We start from the raw sequence: 15791 nt of genomic DNA, 5'->3' as shown, positions 1-15791 counted from the left end.
AGCGCCTGACTGGCGTCAGTGCTGCCTATGCAAGCCGGCCGACCCGGCGATGCTGCCCAGCCATCTCTCCTACGCGCCAGACAGCGAGCTCCTGCTCATTGGAACACAGACCTGCTCCCTCGCCGGAGCGGGCGCGGAACCCTCGTTTGAGGTCGTCGTCGCCAGTCCCCTGCCGGAGTTCAAGGAGGACACGGACTCGGCTCGGGGGAGAAGGACCCGCTACATTGAGCTGCCCGTCGAAGGATCCCCCTCCATCGCAGGCGTCGCCCTGGACGTTTCGCGCCGGGCGATCCTCCCGCGGGAGTGTCTAGGCGGGATGGAGCTGCTGCCCCTCCGGGTGCCCGACCTATCGGCCAAGGCGTTCCAAGGCTGGATGGCCCGCTACTACGCCCGGATCGCCCTGCCCGACGCCCTCATCAAGCGGTTGGAAAAGCGGCAGTTCCAAAAGAGGCTCAGCAAGGCGAAGAGCCACAAGCTGTTGGACGGGCTTAATCGCTACGACGTCTCATCGGACATCCACCGCATCTACATGACCTGGAGCCCAGACGCTGAGATCTTGCCCGCGGAGGACTACACCGTCGGCGTCCTGATTGTCTGCGGCAGGAGGGGGACCGAGAAATACCTCCTGGAGGAACTGGCGGGCCTGGCCAGCGGCGTGAAAGGCAAGCCCCTCGTCAACGGGCTCATTATGGACGACCCGGACGTGCAGTTGGCGAGCGAGGTGAAGCTGGAGGATACCCTCCGCATGCGGCTGTTCACCGCCTTGGACGAGTTGACCGGCTTCATCGGCTGACTCCACCCGGATCACTGCGGCGGGGCTGTGCGCCAGGGGCTAGGGGTTCATGCGACCACGGTGCGGCCGATTTGCCGCGCCACCTGACAAGCGCCGGGTGCCGAATCTGATCCGCCTGCAGCGGGGTGGACGGCCCCCAGTCCGGTAGACTGGTGCGCGTTACCGGGACCGAAGCGGCAACAGGCAGGGGCCATACGGTGACCTCATTGTCATCCTGCCCCCGGGCACCTGCCGAGGCAGGGCGGGTGGTCGTGTCGGTGGCCCAGGCAGGGAGCACGCAGCCCATTCCAGCGGGCGCCAGGAGCCGCGGGAGCTAGTGGGGTGGCAGCGGGTGCGATCGGCCACGCGCCGGGCCTCCCCCCCATATCCATCGCGAGGGGGGTGGGGGGGCGAGAAATGCAGCTCCCCGGAAATTTGTTCGGCAGCGCATTGGCGTCACGTCCGACTGGAGGCGAGCAACATCAGGCGCGCCGGCAGGGGCGGCGACACCTTCTGCGCCGGTTGTGTCTCCCGAAGCCCAGTCGGGCGAGACTCAACCGGCGTTGCCCATCGCACCGGGGGCACAACCGGCAGCACCGCCTCCGCCGATCAACTCGGCCCGCAGTTCCTTGGAGGCCGCGCTGGCCGCGCCGAACGAGAGGGAGATCAACCGGCGCAGGCTGCTGGCGATGAACCAGGCGGCAGCGCGCGCCGCGGGCGGCCTGTAGAAGCGCGCCCAACCGCAACGAAGTTGTTGCGGGCGCTCCGGCCCCAGCGCTTTATGTCGGCGCAAGAACGGGAGGCCGAGATGCGGGTGTTGATGATGGGCTTAGCGGTGGCCCTGATGGGGTGCCAGCAGGACGTGGCGTCGATCCGGCCTGCCACATCCCAGATGACGGTGGCGGCGGCTTCCGCCGTTCCTGCCGACTGCCCGCCGGCCAATACCGTCATCCGCACCTCGATCGGCTCCGAGTTCACCTATCTCGGCCGCGATCCGTCCGACGCCGAGTTCTGCGTCTGGCGCGCGCGCGACCGGCTAGGCCGCGACCTTCACAACCTGCGCCCGGTGCCTGCCGGGACCGAGGCCTTCCACAGGGCGGGCGTCCGGCAGATGCTGCCGCTCTCGGTTGGGCGGGTGGCCCAGTATCAGTCGCGTTCGTCCGATGGAGCGTGGAACCACACCATTCGCGTCGTGTCGGCGGATACCGTCACCGTTCCTGCCGGGCGGTTCGACGTCTGGGTCGTCGAGCGCATCGAGGAAGGCACCTTCAACAACGGCTACCGCGGCGAGCAGGTGTTCTACTTCGAGCGAGGGACGGGCGTTCTGGTGAAGCAGGTGTCCCGGCTGGTGCGCGGGACCGGCAGCCCGGGCTCTACCTGGGAAGCGGTTTCGATCACCCGAGGCTAACGGCGCAGCCGCGCCAGGGTCTTCTTCACCTCTGGGTCGTCCGCCATCGGCGCGAGTAGGCCCGACGGCGGATACAGCGCGCCCTGGGAGGCCGCGTCCTACACCCGTTAGGCGCAAACGGATTGCCCCGCCGGGTCGCCGACAGATTGGCGTGCCTCCCTCATCCCGGCTGATGCCGTCGCACGAAAATCTGCACGCCGCCGAGATCCGAATCAGCGCGCCCACGACGAGGCATGACACCAACGGTCGCGGCAAATCAGCCCACGCTGCAGCCGCGCAGCCCAACGCATTCAACGCGGGTTCGTCATGCCCAAGAAATAGATTCGCTCGTCGCCGGAAACCTTCGTTCCACCCTTCGTCCAGTTTGCTCAATAGGCGCTCTTCCGGGAGGCCACCACCTAACGGCCAGCCCTAGCGGAAGGCCGCACACGAGCCGAATCCTCCACCCGGCCCCGATCGCTCAGCTTGCCATCAAGATGAGTGGGACAGAGAGGCCGAAACCATTCCTTCTGGGACAGGTGGGGCTCCGCCGAGAAACCACGAATACTTGGGCGGGTGCGGCACCACGGAGGCCGGCGCGCGCTTCACTCAGCATCTATCATTGGCGGATGGGCTTCGCCTCTGCAGGATGTCACGCCACTTGTGCCAGACCCATCCAGGCTTGAAGCCGCGCGCTCGCTGAATGGCGATGAGGTCGGACACAGTGCGCGCCCGGTTGAGCAATTCGGGCACAGGGAGCGTGTGCACCGCCAGCATCCACGCGACGACGTCTGGCGGCACCTCGGAGAGCACGCCGTGCCCTTGCTGCATCTCACGCTTCGGCGGTCGCGCTGGGGTGCCGCAGTCGCCGCACGCCTCTGCGCCGCGCCGAAGCACCGAGGCGCAGACGGTGCAGATAGGCTTGTTGCGCCGCCCCTTCCCTGACAGGCGCGTGGGATCGCCCTCCAGCGACCATCGCTGCGGCATCTGGGGGAGCCCATGCACGAGGCTGTTCCCGGCGTGGTCCAGCACGATGAGCTCGCTCTTGCCGTCCGCGGGCCGTAGCCCACGGCCAACCTGCTGCAGGTAGAGCGCCAAGCTCTGCGTGGGCCGCAGCAGCATGACTGCGCCGATCGCCGGAACGTCGAGGCCCTCGCTGATGAGGTCGCAGCTGCACAGCACCTCCACCGCGCCGGTGGCGAGCCCCTTGATGGCCGCATCCCGCTCGGCCGGGGGTGTGGTGCCCGAGGCGGCGACGGCGCGGATCCCGGCGGCGCGGAATGCCTCCGCCACGGCCTCGGCATGGTGGACGGACGCGGCGAAGAGGACGGTGGGCAGGCCTGCGGCGTGGCGGCGGTAGTGCTCCACCGCGCAGCCGACAACCTGCGGGGCGCTCATCGCCTCAGCCAGCTGCGCCACCTCGTAGTCCCCGCCGCGGGTGCGGATGCCGGACAGGTCCGGCGCTTCACCCGGGGCTGGTGCGAAGATGCGCGGCCGCACAAGGTGCCTCTGATCGATCAGGTCCGCGATGGACGGCCCGGAGACGAGCGCGTCGAACACCCCGCCCGCGCGCACGCCGAGCCCGGCACCATCGCTGCGGATCGGCGTCGCCGTGACCCCCAGGATGTGCGCCTCCGGGAAGGCGTCGAGGATGGCGCGCCACTGGCCTGCCACCGCGTGGTGGGCCTCGTCGATGATGACCAGCTGCGGCGGCGCCTGGCGCATCTGATCGAGGCGACGCGCGAGGGTCTGAACCGACGCGACCTGCACCGGATGATCCGTGGCGGCATGGCCGGGGGCGATGATGCCATGAGCCACGCCAGCGCTGGTCAGCTTCTCGGATGCCTGCCTGAGCAGCTCGCGCCGGTGGACCAGCACCAGCACGGATCGGCCCTTGGCGACGGCTGCCGCCGCGATGTGGCTGAACACCACCGTCTTGCCGCCGCCGGTCGGGAGGACGAGCAGCGGCGCCCGCGCGCCGCGTCGGTAGGCATCGCGCAGCTGCTCGACCGCATCCACCTGGTAGAGGCGCAAGCCTTGCGGTCGCGCTGATCCCTTCTCGTCCCGGCAGCCGCAAGCACTCCTCACTCCTCCACTCCTGCCCCCTAAAGGGGGGGCGGGAGGAGAGGAGTAGGGGAGACGGGTGCTGTCCCCCGGAGGAGTAGACGGAGGAGTAGGGAGGAGTGGCATCATCGGGCGAGCCACACCGCGCGGCGGTCGAAACCCACCAACCCCTTGCGCTGCAAGCGCATAAGCGCGTTGTGCTCCCGCTGATACCCAGCCGTGGAGAGCACTCCTCCGGAGGGGAGTGGCTTCGGGAGGATCTGTACCTCGGGGAACCATCCGTCGCGGACCAACTCCTCCCTGAGGGAGGAGCGAGGAATCGCCCGGACATTGGGCATCCCCGGCTGTGGCTTCGCGATCTCCCCAGCACCCTCAGCATCAAGGGACTGGATGGCCCGCAGCAGTAGGGCCGTCGCGTCGGTCAGCGCTGGCCCCGCCTTGGCCTGCGCCCCGGCGACCTCATCCACTTCCTCGGCCACCACGGTCGTGACGGCGTCGCCGTCCTCATCCATGCTGAGGGCGTGGCTGCGAAGAGTGAAGGCCAGTTGCGCGGTCGCGACGCCGTTGCGGTTCTTCCCGAGGTGGACGGTGCGGATGCCGCTGGCCTCGGCCACCTCGATGCGCATGGTGACATCGGCGTCGCCGTTGAGAACGCCGTGGCCTCGAGGCGTGGATCCGCCGTGCACGCTGTTGCTGGTGGGCTTTGCCCCGTGGTGGACGGCGATGACGGCGCGCTCTCGGGTGGTCAGGAGCCGGAGCAGATGAACGGCGCGGCCCATGCTCCGGCCATCGTTCTCCTCCAGGCCGGGGAACGCCTTCGCCACCGTGTCGAGGACGATGAGGACGGCGCCAAGCTCGTCCGCTGCCTCGGTGATTGCAGCGAGGTCCGGCGGTTCAGTCGAGCCGTCGCTCTGCAGGTTCACCGGCTCGGCGGCGACGCGCATACCCTTTGCGTCGCCATAAACGGCACGCAGGGCGGTAGCGCGCATCTTCATGCCCTCCGGATCCTCGGCGGCGATGTAGAGGACCGGGCCGGGGCGCACCCGGCGGCCGAAGACCATCCGCCCTGCCGCGACAGCGTGGGCGAGATAGGGGGCAAGGACGCTCTTGCCGCTGCCAGGCGGTCCGAACAGCACCACCAGATCCCCAGGCGCGATCAGCCCCTTCACCAAGTAGCCGCGCGGTTTCGCGTCGGCGCACTCGGCCAGGGTGAGGAGCCTCATTCGGCGACCGCGGCCACGGCGGGGGGCGAGCCGCTCCGTGGTAATGCCGTCAGCGCGCATCTCGGCCTCCGGCGAGGCGATCCCGTCCATCATGCCGCGCGCTTCCGATTGAGGACGTCGTTGAAGTCGCCCGACGGCGGCGCCGCGATATGCGCCTCCCGTCCGGCACTGGCCCAGCGCTCAGCGCAGCGACGTGCGGCGGCGAGCCCTGAATCGTCCGCATCGGCGAAGACCGTGAGGGCGTCGAGCCCGCGGAGTAGCGGGAAGCGCGCGATTGCCCCCGCGCTGGTGGCGGCCCAGATCGGGCGCCAGCCGAACCCCTGCATGACCGAGATTGACGTCTCGATGCCCTCGGCCAGCCCAAGGCCCATCGTCACCTCCGGGTCGGGCGTCAGCCTGATGCAGCCCACCCGCCCGAGCATGACCTTCACCCGCTCGCCCGCCGCCTTCCCACCGCCGTCCGGCCGCAGGTAGGTGACGTGCGCGCCGCAGGGCTCACCCGTCTCCGCGTCGGTCATCAGCGCCACCATGGCGGGTCCGGCAGGACCGAAGGCGGCGTTGCGCCAGGCACGGTGATGGAAGCGCAGGGGGGCGCCGTCCGGCAGAGCAAGGCCCCGGGCCGCAAGATACGTCTCCACGGGCGTCCCGGCGGCGACGACAGCTTCACCCCAGATCCGACGGGCGAGGTCGAGGGTGGTGGACGGGGACGCCTCGCGCGGGCTCTCAGGCGGCGCAGGAACGGGCCGGGGCGTCGGGCGGGGCTCCCCGCTCCGGGCGATGCCCAGCCACGCCAGCGCCCAGCCGTAGGCGGCGCCCATGGGCTCCCGGCGAGCATGAGCGACAAGGGCCAGCGCGTCGCCGCCCTCGCCCGCCTCATGATCCTGCCAGGCGCCCCGCTTCGGGCCAGCCACCACCACCGCGAGCGAGCCCTTCCGCCGGAAGCGCCACTCCTCGCGACCGCGCTGGGAAGGTTCACCGATGACGTCGCTGACCAGGTCCGGCATCCGCTCCGCCAGCATCACGGCGACTGCAGAGGCATTGGGCTGGCCCGTCATGCGCGTCCTGCTCCCATGGCAGGGGTCGGGACAGAGATGGTTCGAAGTGCCAGCAGCGCCGCCACCTCTGCGGCCTCTGCCGCGGCAAGATCACCAACGCGGCGTGCCTCCGCGGCTGCCCCAAGGCAGCGGCGAATATCGCATCGTGTCTGATGCTGAGGTGCGCTATAGGGACGATGGTCGTGCCTGCCAGCCGAACCACCGCCCCCGCGCCCCGCGTCATTTGCGGGCCGGGGGCTTTCCATGTCAGGCAGCCGTGCTGGTCCGGCGCCCACCACGGACAGGTGGCGCCGCTTCCAGCTTGGCCCTGGCGAAGGCCATCAGTTCCTGCACTTCGAGAAGGGCCTTGCCGTTCACCCTCCGAACGGTGAGCGGCCAGGCTTCGACAGTCCTCGGGCTGACGGGGAAGAAGTGGCGGGAGACCAGATCAGCTGCCGCGCGGCGGTCTACCCGCCTCGGCAGCGACGCAAGATCAATTTCATCAGTGTCGGCCTTGGTTTCGGCCGGTGGGTTGGACGCTATGAGTGTCGGCTTCATCAACCTGCCTCCGCTTTCCCGGACGGTCCGGGTGGGTGCGGAGACCATCGCGATCTGGCGGGGCTAAGACTTCGACATAGGCTGCCCGATCATGTCGAAGCCTCAAGACGCTTCCTCGCCAGGTCGCGCCATCTGGTGTGGGCTCGTTCCACTGTCTTCACCGTCATGGCCCGTATCTCGGCCACGGCTCCATGAGCTGCATGAGCACTCATGCCGTCATTTCGGGCGAGTAGGTTCTCGACCTCAAGGGCAATTTCCCGGTCGCGACGCGATTGCAGGTGCTGGCTCCCGACGGTCCGGTTGCCGCCTTCTCCGGCCAGCCCGAAGGCTTCAGACAACGGGAGTGGGCGCGGCGGCCGGGGCTCGGTCTGCCCATCGTGCACCTCACCACTCACCGCCCTCATCCAGCCCGCCCTAATCGCGGCTGCTGCCCAAAGGGGCACCTCGACGGTCCTGTGCGGAACTTCACGAACGTGGTTCACCGGCGGCAATCCGGCGATTTCCCGCGCCCCGTCGAGGTCTGCCAAATCTCGCGCCACGATGGTTGCGATGGCCATGAACGCCCAGTAGGTCGAGGGCTTGCCCTCCTGCTGCACGGCGAGAAATTCCCTACGCCACGCCTCAAGGTCGCGAGCCATGTACTCCGGGCCCGCAGCCACGGCGCGGGAGATGATGCTGTCGGCGCTCTCCACTTCTGGCGCCTGGACTTCACGGCCTCTACCACCGGGCCGCGGCTGCCGCTTGGCCATGGATCACCTCGCTTCATGAAGAGGAAGGGCGGCGCAGGTTGGGCCTGCTCCGCCGAGCCAGTTGCCGGGCGCCTAGCTGGCGCGTCGCCGGGAGCGCTTCTGCCGCATCTGCGCGTGTGCCTCTGGCCGTGCTTCCTCCAACGCTGCTCTGCTATCCATGGCGTCCGCAAAGGCGTTCAGCACCGCCGCCAGTGCCCTTGCGTCTCGAGGCGAGGAAATGGTGATCGACTGAAGGCCCCGATTGCCGCGGCACTCGACGGTGAGCCTGTCCCAATCGTCGGGCGACACCGCGATGCAGGCTCCGCTCAAGGTCTGCATCTCGATTGGCAGAGACCCCTGCATCTCCTCCATCGGGTGATGAGCGGCCGCGACGCGGGACACTGCCTCTCGCGCGAGCTGGCCACTCGCCGATGCTTCCGGGATCTCCTCGACCATGTGGACTGGCCACGGACGAGCCGGGGGGGCGGCCGAACGGCCAATCGCGACAATGCGAGTCAACTGCGCCAGGGCAGCGGTGGTAGGCACGTAGGGCGACTCAGGCATGGGGCTATCCCTCCATGTTTGGGTATGGGCGGGTCCGGTGTTCGCTGCACCGACCCGCCTCCGCATTTCCGGATCCTTCAGGCGCCTCCGGCGGCGCGCCCGGCAACCCGCCGAGCAGGGATTTCAGGCGGCGGCCAGATGCCGCAGATTCTCCGGCAGGTGCTCCGCAGTCACAGGATTGATGTGCGCATCCAACAGCTCGCACCAGTCGACCATGGCCTGCTTCCGCGCGTTCCACTTCTCGGCCCTCTGATAGGTCCCCATCACGCCGGGGCGCGACGCGCTGGCCTTGTGGTTGAGGACCAAATCTAGGACTGCTTCCTCGTGTCCGTGCTCCTCCGAAAGAACGGTGACGAAACTGCGGCGCACATCGTGGTTCCACCAGCCCGTCAAGCCGCTCGCCTTCTCCATGCGGGCCTTCAACGTGCTCTCGCCTGTGATGGCGCCCTTCCCGCGTGGTCCAGGGAAGACCCAACCTGCCTTCGGCTTCCCCTGCGCCTCGTGGCGGGCAGCGAGCAGGCCGCACACCAAGGAAGGCAGGTAAATGCGGTGGGCCTTCTCGTTTGAGGTCATCTTGTCTGGCTGCATCCAGATGCCCTCGACGAGGTTGACGTGCTCCCATCGCATCAGGCGTGCCTCGCTGACACGGCATGGCACAGCGATGATGAATCGCTGAAGGTCGCGGTGTGCGTCGTTCAGCCCCTCAACAGTGCCCGCTGCCTTCCAGATTGCCGCGAGCTCGGGGACGCTGAGATAGTGCTTGCGGTCCTTCGGCTTTTTCGGGCGGCGATTCTTCGGAATCAACTCGCACGGGTTCACATCGATGATCTCCTCCTCGTGCACCCAGTCGAGAAAGCGGCTGACGGACTGGAACCAACGGCGGCCAGTCTTCTGCTCGCTAGCGCGGTGCTTCAGGATGGCGAGGATCTCGGACTTGCCGATGCTCCCCACTGGTCGCGACAGGGCGTTGATCGCCTGGAACGCCGCTTCCACGCAGGCGAGGTCTTCGGTCACGTAGGCGGACTTCAGCGTGCCCCCGCCTTTCCTCTTCTCCCGCGTTGGCAGGTAGACCTTGTAGCGATCGAGCAGCCGCTCGACGGTCTGGCTGCGCGCCTTGGCATCGGCTTCGAGCTTCGAGCGTCGCTCGCCAGCCAGATCCACGCCGGACTTCTGCTGCCCCTTGTAGGCGTTCGCCTTATCCTTCGCGTCCTCCGGGCTCAGCTGCTCCGGGCTGCCGAGCGTCATGGATGTCGAGGGGAAGCGCTTTCCTGTCACGCTGTCTCGCCCACGCGGCTTGAAGGAAAGGACCCAAGCCCAGGTCTTGGCGTGGATGACGAGCGCCAGGCCGGGGCACTCCGGGTGCGCCACCACCAACCGTTGGCCAGGCGCCCGCTGCCGCCAGTAGCGGTCCGCGTCGCTGGTTCGCAGGCGCTTCGGGGCCTCGCGGATGATCTTCAGCTTGGCCGCACTCTCCGTCACCGCTCGCCTCCTTCGCCGCCTGAACCAGACCGGACAATGACCGGACATCGGCTGCGGAAGCAAGCGGAAAGATGCGGGGGCTGCCGGGGCTATAAAGCGTGCAAAATCACCGTATTACGATAGATCAGCGTAGCACTGCGCAGACCGACGGAGACCCACGTAACCTGACTACTTCGTCCTCGAAAACCGAAGTAGATGCAAGTCTACCGTGGGTTCGAATCCCACCCTCTCCGCCAGTTCCCCTCAGGAGCCGCGCGCTCGGCCTGGCCTGCAGCCGCGATCAGAGGCAGTTCTTCAGACTGACCCGTCGACCCGCCCGGCGCGAAGGCGGCCAAAGTCCCCGCGATGACCAAGTGGTCCAGGCGACCCCGTTCCCACGTTCTCTCGTGAACGGTCACATGCGCTGCGGCCGGCCTGTCAGGCGGCCGCCCCTGTCTCCAGCCTCTGCCAGGGTCGCGGCGTCGGCGTCTCCGCGGCGCGGGCCACGGCGGCCATCAGCGCATGGCGTTCCACCGGCTTCGACAGATGCGCATCGAAGCCCGCCTGCAGCATCGCCTCCACCTGCTCCGGCAGCGCATCCGCGGTCAGCGCCAGGACCGGCAGGGCGGCGGCCGGCCCGGGCAGGGCGCGGATGCGCTGGACGGTGGCGCTGCCGCTCAGGCCGGGCATCTGCTCATCCATCAGGATCAGGTCCGGCAGGTCGCCGGTCGCCAGCAGGTCCAGTGCCTCCTGCCCGCTCTTCACGCCGACCACCCGGTGCCCGGCGGGCTCCAGCAGGGCTGCGGCGACGAAGCGGTTGGCGGCCACGTCATCCACCACCAGGATGTGCAACCCGGCCCGCTGAGGGCCAGGGGGCACAGGCTGCGGGGCCTCCGGCGCGGGCAGGGCAGGCGGGGCGTCCCAGGGGGTGCCCGTGGGGGTGCCCGTGGGGGTGCCCGTGGGGGCGTCCGCAGGGGCAACCGCCGGGTCGGCTGCCGGCGGCGCCTCGGCCGCGCAGGGGAGCAAGGGCAGCGCCAGGGTGAAGCAACTGCCCAGCCCCTGTGGCCCATCGGCGTGGTCCAGGCTGCCGCCCAGGGCGCGTGCCAGGGCCGCGCTGATGGCGAGGCCCAGGCCGCTGCCATTCTGCGAATCGTAGTCGGTCGCCTGGACGAATTCCTCGAATAGTCGCGGCCGCAATGCTGCCGGCACCCCGCTGCCGGTGTCGATCACGGCGAAGCGGATCGCCGCCCCAACCGGCTCCCCATCCAGCGCAACCTCCAGCGTCACGGTCCCGCCATGCGGCGTGAATCGGATGGCGTTGGCCAGCAGGTTGAGCAGGACCTGCCGGATTCGCAGGGCATCCCCCAGCATGGCCTCCGGCACCGCCGGGTCCAGGCGCAGTTCCAGCGCCACGCCCCTGGCCGCCGCCGCCTCCTCCACCAGGGCCAGGGTCTCGCGCAGGAAGCCGCCCAGCTGCAAGGGCCGCGGAAGGGCGACGAAGCGCCCCGCCTCGATGCGGGAGATGTCGAGCACGTCGTTGACGATGGCCAGCAGGTGCCGGCCCGCCTGCTCCAACGTCTCCGCCTGGCGCCGCTGCGGCGCGCCGAGGCTCCGATCATGCGCCAGCGCCTGCCCCAGGCCGAGCACGCCATTCAGCGAGGTCCGCAATTCATGGCTCATGCGCGACAGGAAGCGGGTCTTGTGGGCGCTGGCGCGGTCGGCGGCATCACGGGCGGCGGCGAGCGCGGCGGTGGATCGCCGCTCCGCCTTCTCCTTGGTCAGCGCGACGAGAAGCAGCGTGCCGCCGGCCAGGAAGACCACGTTGAGCACCACCAGCGCGCCGAACATGAAGCCTTGCGGAAGCTCGTTGCTGACCGGCCGCGGCGCAAAGGCCAGCGTCACCCCCGCGATCGCGAGGTAGGTGACGGAAACGCCGGCCAGCAGGATGATGAACAGGGGCCGCGTCGGCAGCGGATTGACCTTCTGGCCGCGCAGGAATTCCATGATCGCCAGGCCGTTGTAGCCCAGCAGCACGAGCCCCATCAGCGCCACCCTGGAATCGACGCTGTCGTGGAAGGCCGGTATCCGGTTTGCCAGCAGCCATGCGGCGGCGCCCAGCAGCAGCAGCCACGGCATCGGTCGCCGGTCCTCGAACTGGCGTGCGCCGGTCCAGTGCAGGCCGTAGCCGATGCAGATCAGCAGGTTCGCGACGTCGATCGAAACCCAGTCCGGCACCAGGCCGCGCATGCCCAGCAGGATGGTGCCACCGGCGCCGAGCAGCCGGGCCGTGCCCCAGGATGCGAGGGCGGTTTCCCGGCGGTCGAGGGACCACAGCCAGAGCATGGCAAACCCGAGGAAGCCGCCAAGTATCGCTGAAAAAACAAAGACTGTCGGCAGGTGGATGTCCGGCAATGCAGTTCCGCCCCCTCAACAGGACGCCTTTTGCTGTCGCGCTGCCCTATAGCGCGAATTCGCCGAATCACTCAACCGGAGGTTGTCGAAATGTAAACAGTCGTGACGATCAGCTTGCCGGCAGTTGCAACGCCAGTTCGCGCTTGAGAACCTTGCCCGCGCTGTTGCGCGGCAGGTCGGCCACCACGAAGACCTGGCGCGGCCATTTCGGCCGGGGCAGCCGGGCGCGCGCGAATTCCAGCAGCGTGGCCGGGTCGCAGGGCGCGGCCAGCTTCACGAAGGCCGCGATCTCCTCGCCGAACTCGGCCGAGGGCCAGCCCAGCACGGCGCATTCCGCGACGGCCGGGTGCGCGTTCAGCGCGGCTTCGATATCGGCCGGGTGGATGTTGATGCCGGCGCGGATGATCATGTCCTTGCGCCGCCCGCGCAGCGTGACGAAGCCTTCCGCGTCCAGGGAGGCGAGGTCGCCCGGGTAGAACCAGCCCGCGCGGAACGCCTCGGCGGAGGCCTCGGGGTCGCGGTGGTAGCCGGTGGCGCAGGCGGGTCCGCGGTAGCGCAGCAGGCCGGTCTCGCCCGGCGGCAGGGGCTGGTCAGCATCATCCACGACCTCCACCTCCACCCCGAAGACCGGGCGGCCCACCGTCTCGCCATGCGTGGCGAGGTCGCCGGGGGTGAGCAGGGACACGCCGCCACCCTCGGTGCTCGCATAGTATTCGAAGAAGTTCGGGCAGAGCCGGTCGCGGATCGCCAGCCGTTCCTCGGGCGACAGCGGCGCGCCGGAGGAGAACAGCAGATGCAGCCCGCGCAGCGGCGCCAGCGCGGCATCGTCGAGTGCCAGCAGCCGGCGGAACTGCGTCGGCACCAGGAACAGGCTGGTGGCCTCATGCTGCGCCACGCAGGCTACCAGATCCTCCGGCGTGCAGGGCGGCGGCTTCAGGATCAGCGTGCCGCCGGAGAACAGCACGGACATGGCGAAGGTGCGGCCGCCGCCGAAATACAGCGGCGTGGCGCAGATGAAGCGGTCGCGGCCGTTCAGGCCGAGATTGATCCAATGCGTGCGGAAGCGCGCCAGGAAATGCCGGTGTGCGATCAGCGGCCCCTTCGGCCGCCCTGTGGTGCCGGAGGACAGGGACAGCACGAAGGGTGCCTCGGCATCGCTGGCGAAGACCATGCCTTCCGCCTCGGACTCCCCCGGCTGGTCGCAGCGCAGGCCCGGCAAGGCGGGCGTGCCGGCCTCCAGCAGCACCAGGGCGGCGCCGAAATGGGTGGCGACGTTGCGCTGTTCCTCCGCCGTCCAGCGGACATCCATGGGCAGGATCGGCAGCCCGGCGCGCGCCACCGCGTACAGCGCCACCACATGCTGCGCCGTGTCACGCAGGCAGATGCCGACGGGCTGGTCGCCCGGCAGGCCGAGACCCAGCAGCCAGGCCGCCATGCGCCGAACCCGGGTGGCGAATGCCGCGTGCGTCAGCACCAGCTCGCCATCGATCAGCGCGATGTGGCCGGGCCGCGCCTTGGCGTGGATGTCCAGCGCATCGGCGAGGTTCATTGGCTGGCGCCGTCCAGTTTGTAGATTCGTTCGGCATTCGTGCGGAGGAATTTCGCCAGCACTGCCTCGGGCAGGTTCAGCTCGGCGATCTCCGCCATGGTACGGCCGAAATCCAGCACCGGGAAATCCGTGCCGAAGATCACCTTGTCCTGGCCGTAGCTGCGGATGTAGTGCTTGAAGCTCTCGGGCCAGTAGCGCGGGCTGTGCGCGTCGGAGCCGATGAAGACATTGGCGTGTTTCCAGGCCATCGCGATCATCTCCTCGGTCCAGGGGATGCCGACATGGATGCCGATGATCTTCAGCTCCGGGAAGTCGCAGGCCACCGCATCCAGCGCGATCGGGCGGCCGACGGAGCGCAGCGGGTAGCTCGGGTCATAGACCATGGATTGCCCGACCTGCAGCTGCACCGGCACGTCCAGCTCCGCGCATTTGGCGTAGAACGGGTACCACTTGGCATGGTCCGGCGGCAGCTCGAACCAATGCGGATAGAAATGCGCGCCGATGAAGCCGTATTCGGTGACAGCCCGGGACAATTCGCGCACGCCGCGCATGCCCTCGGTCGGGTCCAGGCCCGCCAGGCCGTAGAAGCGGTCTGGATGCGCCTGCACCGCATCCGCCACGAGCCTGTAGTCCACATGATAGCAGGCGGGGTGGCCGAGTCGTCCGACCTTGGCGGCGATCAGGAAGGCCTTCTCGATGCCCGCCGCATCCATGCGGGCGATCATGTCCTTCAGGCTCATGCCTTCGAAAATCTCGCGCTTCACGCGCATCTTGCTGGTGTAGAAGCCGGTGCGGTCCGGCCTTCCGGCCAGCGCCTCCGGCGTCCAGATGTTCACCACCGCGTCGATCGCCCGGATGCCCGTCACGCCATTCCCCTTGTCGTCAGACCCATCTCCCGCGCGATGGAATCGCGCAGCACCTCATTCGCGCCCTCGCCGAAGGTGTAGAGGCGCGAATCCCGCCACAGCCGCTGCATGTCGCTTTCCGCCGCATAGCCCGCGCTGGCCAGGATCTGCATGCCGGCATCGGCGACATCGCGCAGCGTCTCCGTCGCGATGATCTTGGCCTGCGCCGCTTCCCGCCGGCAGGGCGCGCCCTGGTCGATCAGCTGCGCCAGGTGCCGCACCATCAGGCGGGACTGATCCACCCGCATCCGCATATCCACCAGCCGGTGCGCGATGGCCTGGAAGCGGCCGATCGGCTGGCCGAACTGCTCCCGCTCCTGCGCATGCGCCAGCGCGATCCGCAGCGCGGCTTCCGCAGCCCCCGTCACCGTGGCGGCCATGGAGGCGCGGGAGAAATGCAGCGTGGACATCATATGCGGGAAGCCGCGGCCTTCCTCGCCCAGCAGCGCATCCTCCGGCACATCCACATCCTGCAGCCCGATGTCGAAGGAGGGCATGCAGTTGTTGCCCACCTTGGGCAGCCGGGTCATTGCGAGGCCGGGCGTCGCGGTCGGTACCAGGAACAGGGAAATGCCGCGCGCGCCCGCAGGCTCCGGCCCCGTGCGGGCGGGCAGGATCAGCCAGCGCGCGCCTTCCGCATCGCTGATCCAGGTCTTGCGGCCATTGATGCGCCAGCCGCCTTCGTGGCGCACGGCGCGGGTGCGGATCGCCGCGGCATCGCTGCCGGCCTGCGGTTCGGTCAGCGCCAGGGCGCAGAACGCCTCCCCCGCCATCAGCAACGGCAGCAGCTCCGCCCGCTGGGCGGCGCTGCCATGGGCGCGGATGGTGGCCAGGCCGAAGCCGACGACGCGGTTGAAGATGGAAGCGGCCATATAGGCGTGCCGGCCCAGCGCATCCTGCACCAGCGCCACCGTCGCCCAATCCCCGCCGAGGCCGCCTTCCGGCACCGGCACCGCCAGTGCGAAGAGGCCAAGCGCCCCCATCTCCGGCAGCAGGTCGTAGGGCGGCACATGCGCCGCATCGCGCCGGCGGATTTCCGCCGGCGGCAGGCGGCGGGCGAGGAATGTCTCGACGCTCGCCAGGATCTGCGTTTGCTCCGGGGTCACTTGCATTGCATGAAGGCTTCGCTTCCATGCC

At 68.9% G+C, this 15791-nt stretch carries 13 protein-coding genes; 2 read left to right on the top strand and 11 right to left on the bottom strand.

The annotated features are described in order from the left end of the window. Positions 1-49: 49 nt before the first annotated feature. Together HB662_RS10205 and HB662_RS10200 are read left to right on the top strand one after the other, a co-directional pair. Positions 50-793, top strand: a complete 744-nt coding sequence (locus HB662_RS10205) for a hypothetical protein (RefSeq protein WP_168049632.1) — start codon at positions 50-52, stop codon at positions 791-793. Between the two features lie 787 nt (positions 794-1580). Next, positions 1581-2180, top strand: coding sequence for a hypothetical protein (locus tag HB662_RS10200; protein WP_168049631.1), 600 nt, complete (start codon positions 1581-1583; stop codon positions 2178-2180). A gap of 588 nt (positions 2181-2768) precedes the next feature. Here the strand turns inward: HB662_RS10200 and HB662_RS10195 are convergent. The 11 genes from HB662_RS10195 to HB662_RS10145 all read right to left on the bottom strand — a co-directional run bounded on the left by HB662_RS10195 (position 2769) and on the right by HB662_RS10145 (position 15760). Further along, positions 2769-4193, bottom strand: a complete 1425-nt coding sequence (locus HB662_RS10195; protein WP_245185564.1) for a DEAD/DEAH box helicase — start codon at positions 4191-4193, stop codon at positions 2769-2771. A 155-nt stretch (positions 4194-4348) separates the two neighbouring features. Continuing rightward, a complete protein-coding gene (locus HB662_RS10190; RefSeq protein WP_168049630.1) occupies positions 4349-5539 on the bottom strand; it encodes an AAA family ATPase in 1191 nt (396 codons plus the stop codon). Next, entirely contained in the window at positions 5536-6501 is a 966-nt protein-coding gene (locus HB662_RS10185; RefSeq protein ID WP_168049629.1) for a DUF7146 domain-containing protein, read from the bottom strand. The genes HB662_RS10190 and HB662_RS10185 overlap by 4 nt, the downstream gene beginning before the upstream one ends. 246 nt (positions 6502-6747) lie before the next feature. After that, positions 6748-7038 (bottom strand): hypothetical protein, encoded by a 291-nt coding sequence (locus HB662_RS10180; protein ID WP_168049628.1) that lies wholly within the window; start codon positions 7036-7038, stop codon positions 6748-6750. An 89-nt stretch (positions 7039-7127) separates the two neighbouring features. Beyond that, entirely contained in the window at positions 7128-7787 is a 660-nt protein-coding gene (locus tag HB662_RS10175; protein ID WP_168049627.1) for a hypothetical protein, read from the bottom strand. A 72-nt stretch (positions 7788-7859) separates the two neighbouring features. Next, positions 7860-8222: a hypothetical protein gene (locus HB662_RS10170; RefSeq protein WP_168049626.1), complete on the bottom strand. Its 363-nt coding sequence runs from the start codon at positions 8220-8222 to the stop codon at positions 7860-7862. 231 nt (positions 8223-8453) lie between these two features. Beyond that, positions 8454-9809 (bottom strand): tyrosine-type recombinase/integrase, encoded by a 1356-nt coding sequence (locus HB662_RS10165; RefSeq protein ID WP_168049625.1) that lies wholly within the window; start codon positions 9807-9809, stop codon positions 8454-8456. 417 nt (positions 9810-10226) lie between these two features. Then, entirely contained in the window at positions 10227-12131 is a 1905-nt protein-coding gene (locus HB662_RS10160; RefSeq protein WP_168049624.1) for a hybrid sensor histidine kinase/response regulator, read from the bottom strand. 178 nt (positions 12132-12309) lie between these two features. Continuing rightward, positions 12310-13749: a class I adenylate-forming enzyme family protein gene (locus HB662_RS10155; protein ID WP_168049623.1), complete on the bottom strand. Its 1440-nt coding sequence runs from the start codon at positions 13747-13749 to the stop codon at positions 12310-12312. Then, positions 13746-14615 carry an amidohydrolase family protein gene (locus HB662_RS10150; RefSeq protein ID WP_168049622.1) on the bottom strand — a complete coding sequence of 290 codons (870 nt, stop codon included), beginning with the start codon at positions 14613-14615 and terminating at the stop codon, positions 13746-13748. Before HB662_RS10150 ends, HB662_RS10155 begins: the two co-directional genes overlap by 4 nt. Beyond that, positions 14612-15760, bottom strand: coding sequence for an acyl-CoA dehydrogenase family protein (locus HB662_RS10145; protein ID WP_168049621.1), 1149 nt, complete (start codon positions 15758-15760; stop codon positions 14612-14614). Before HB662_RS10145 ends, HB662_RS10150 begins: the two co-directional genes overlap by 4 nt. Positions 15761-15791: the final 31 nt, after the last annotated feature.

Source organism: Falsiroseomonas frigidaquae (genome assembly GCF_012163145.1).
Classification (GTDB): domain Bacteria; phylum Pseudomonadota; class Alphaproteobacteria; order Acetobacterales; family Acetobacteraceae; genus Falsiroseomonas; species Falsiroseomonas frigidaquae.
The sequence above is the reverse complement of the archived record's forward strand: the minus strand, read 5'-3'. Positions and strand labels throughout refer to the sequence as shown.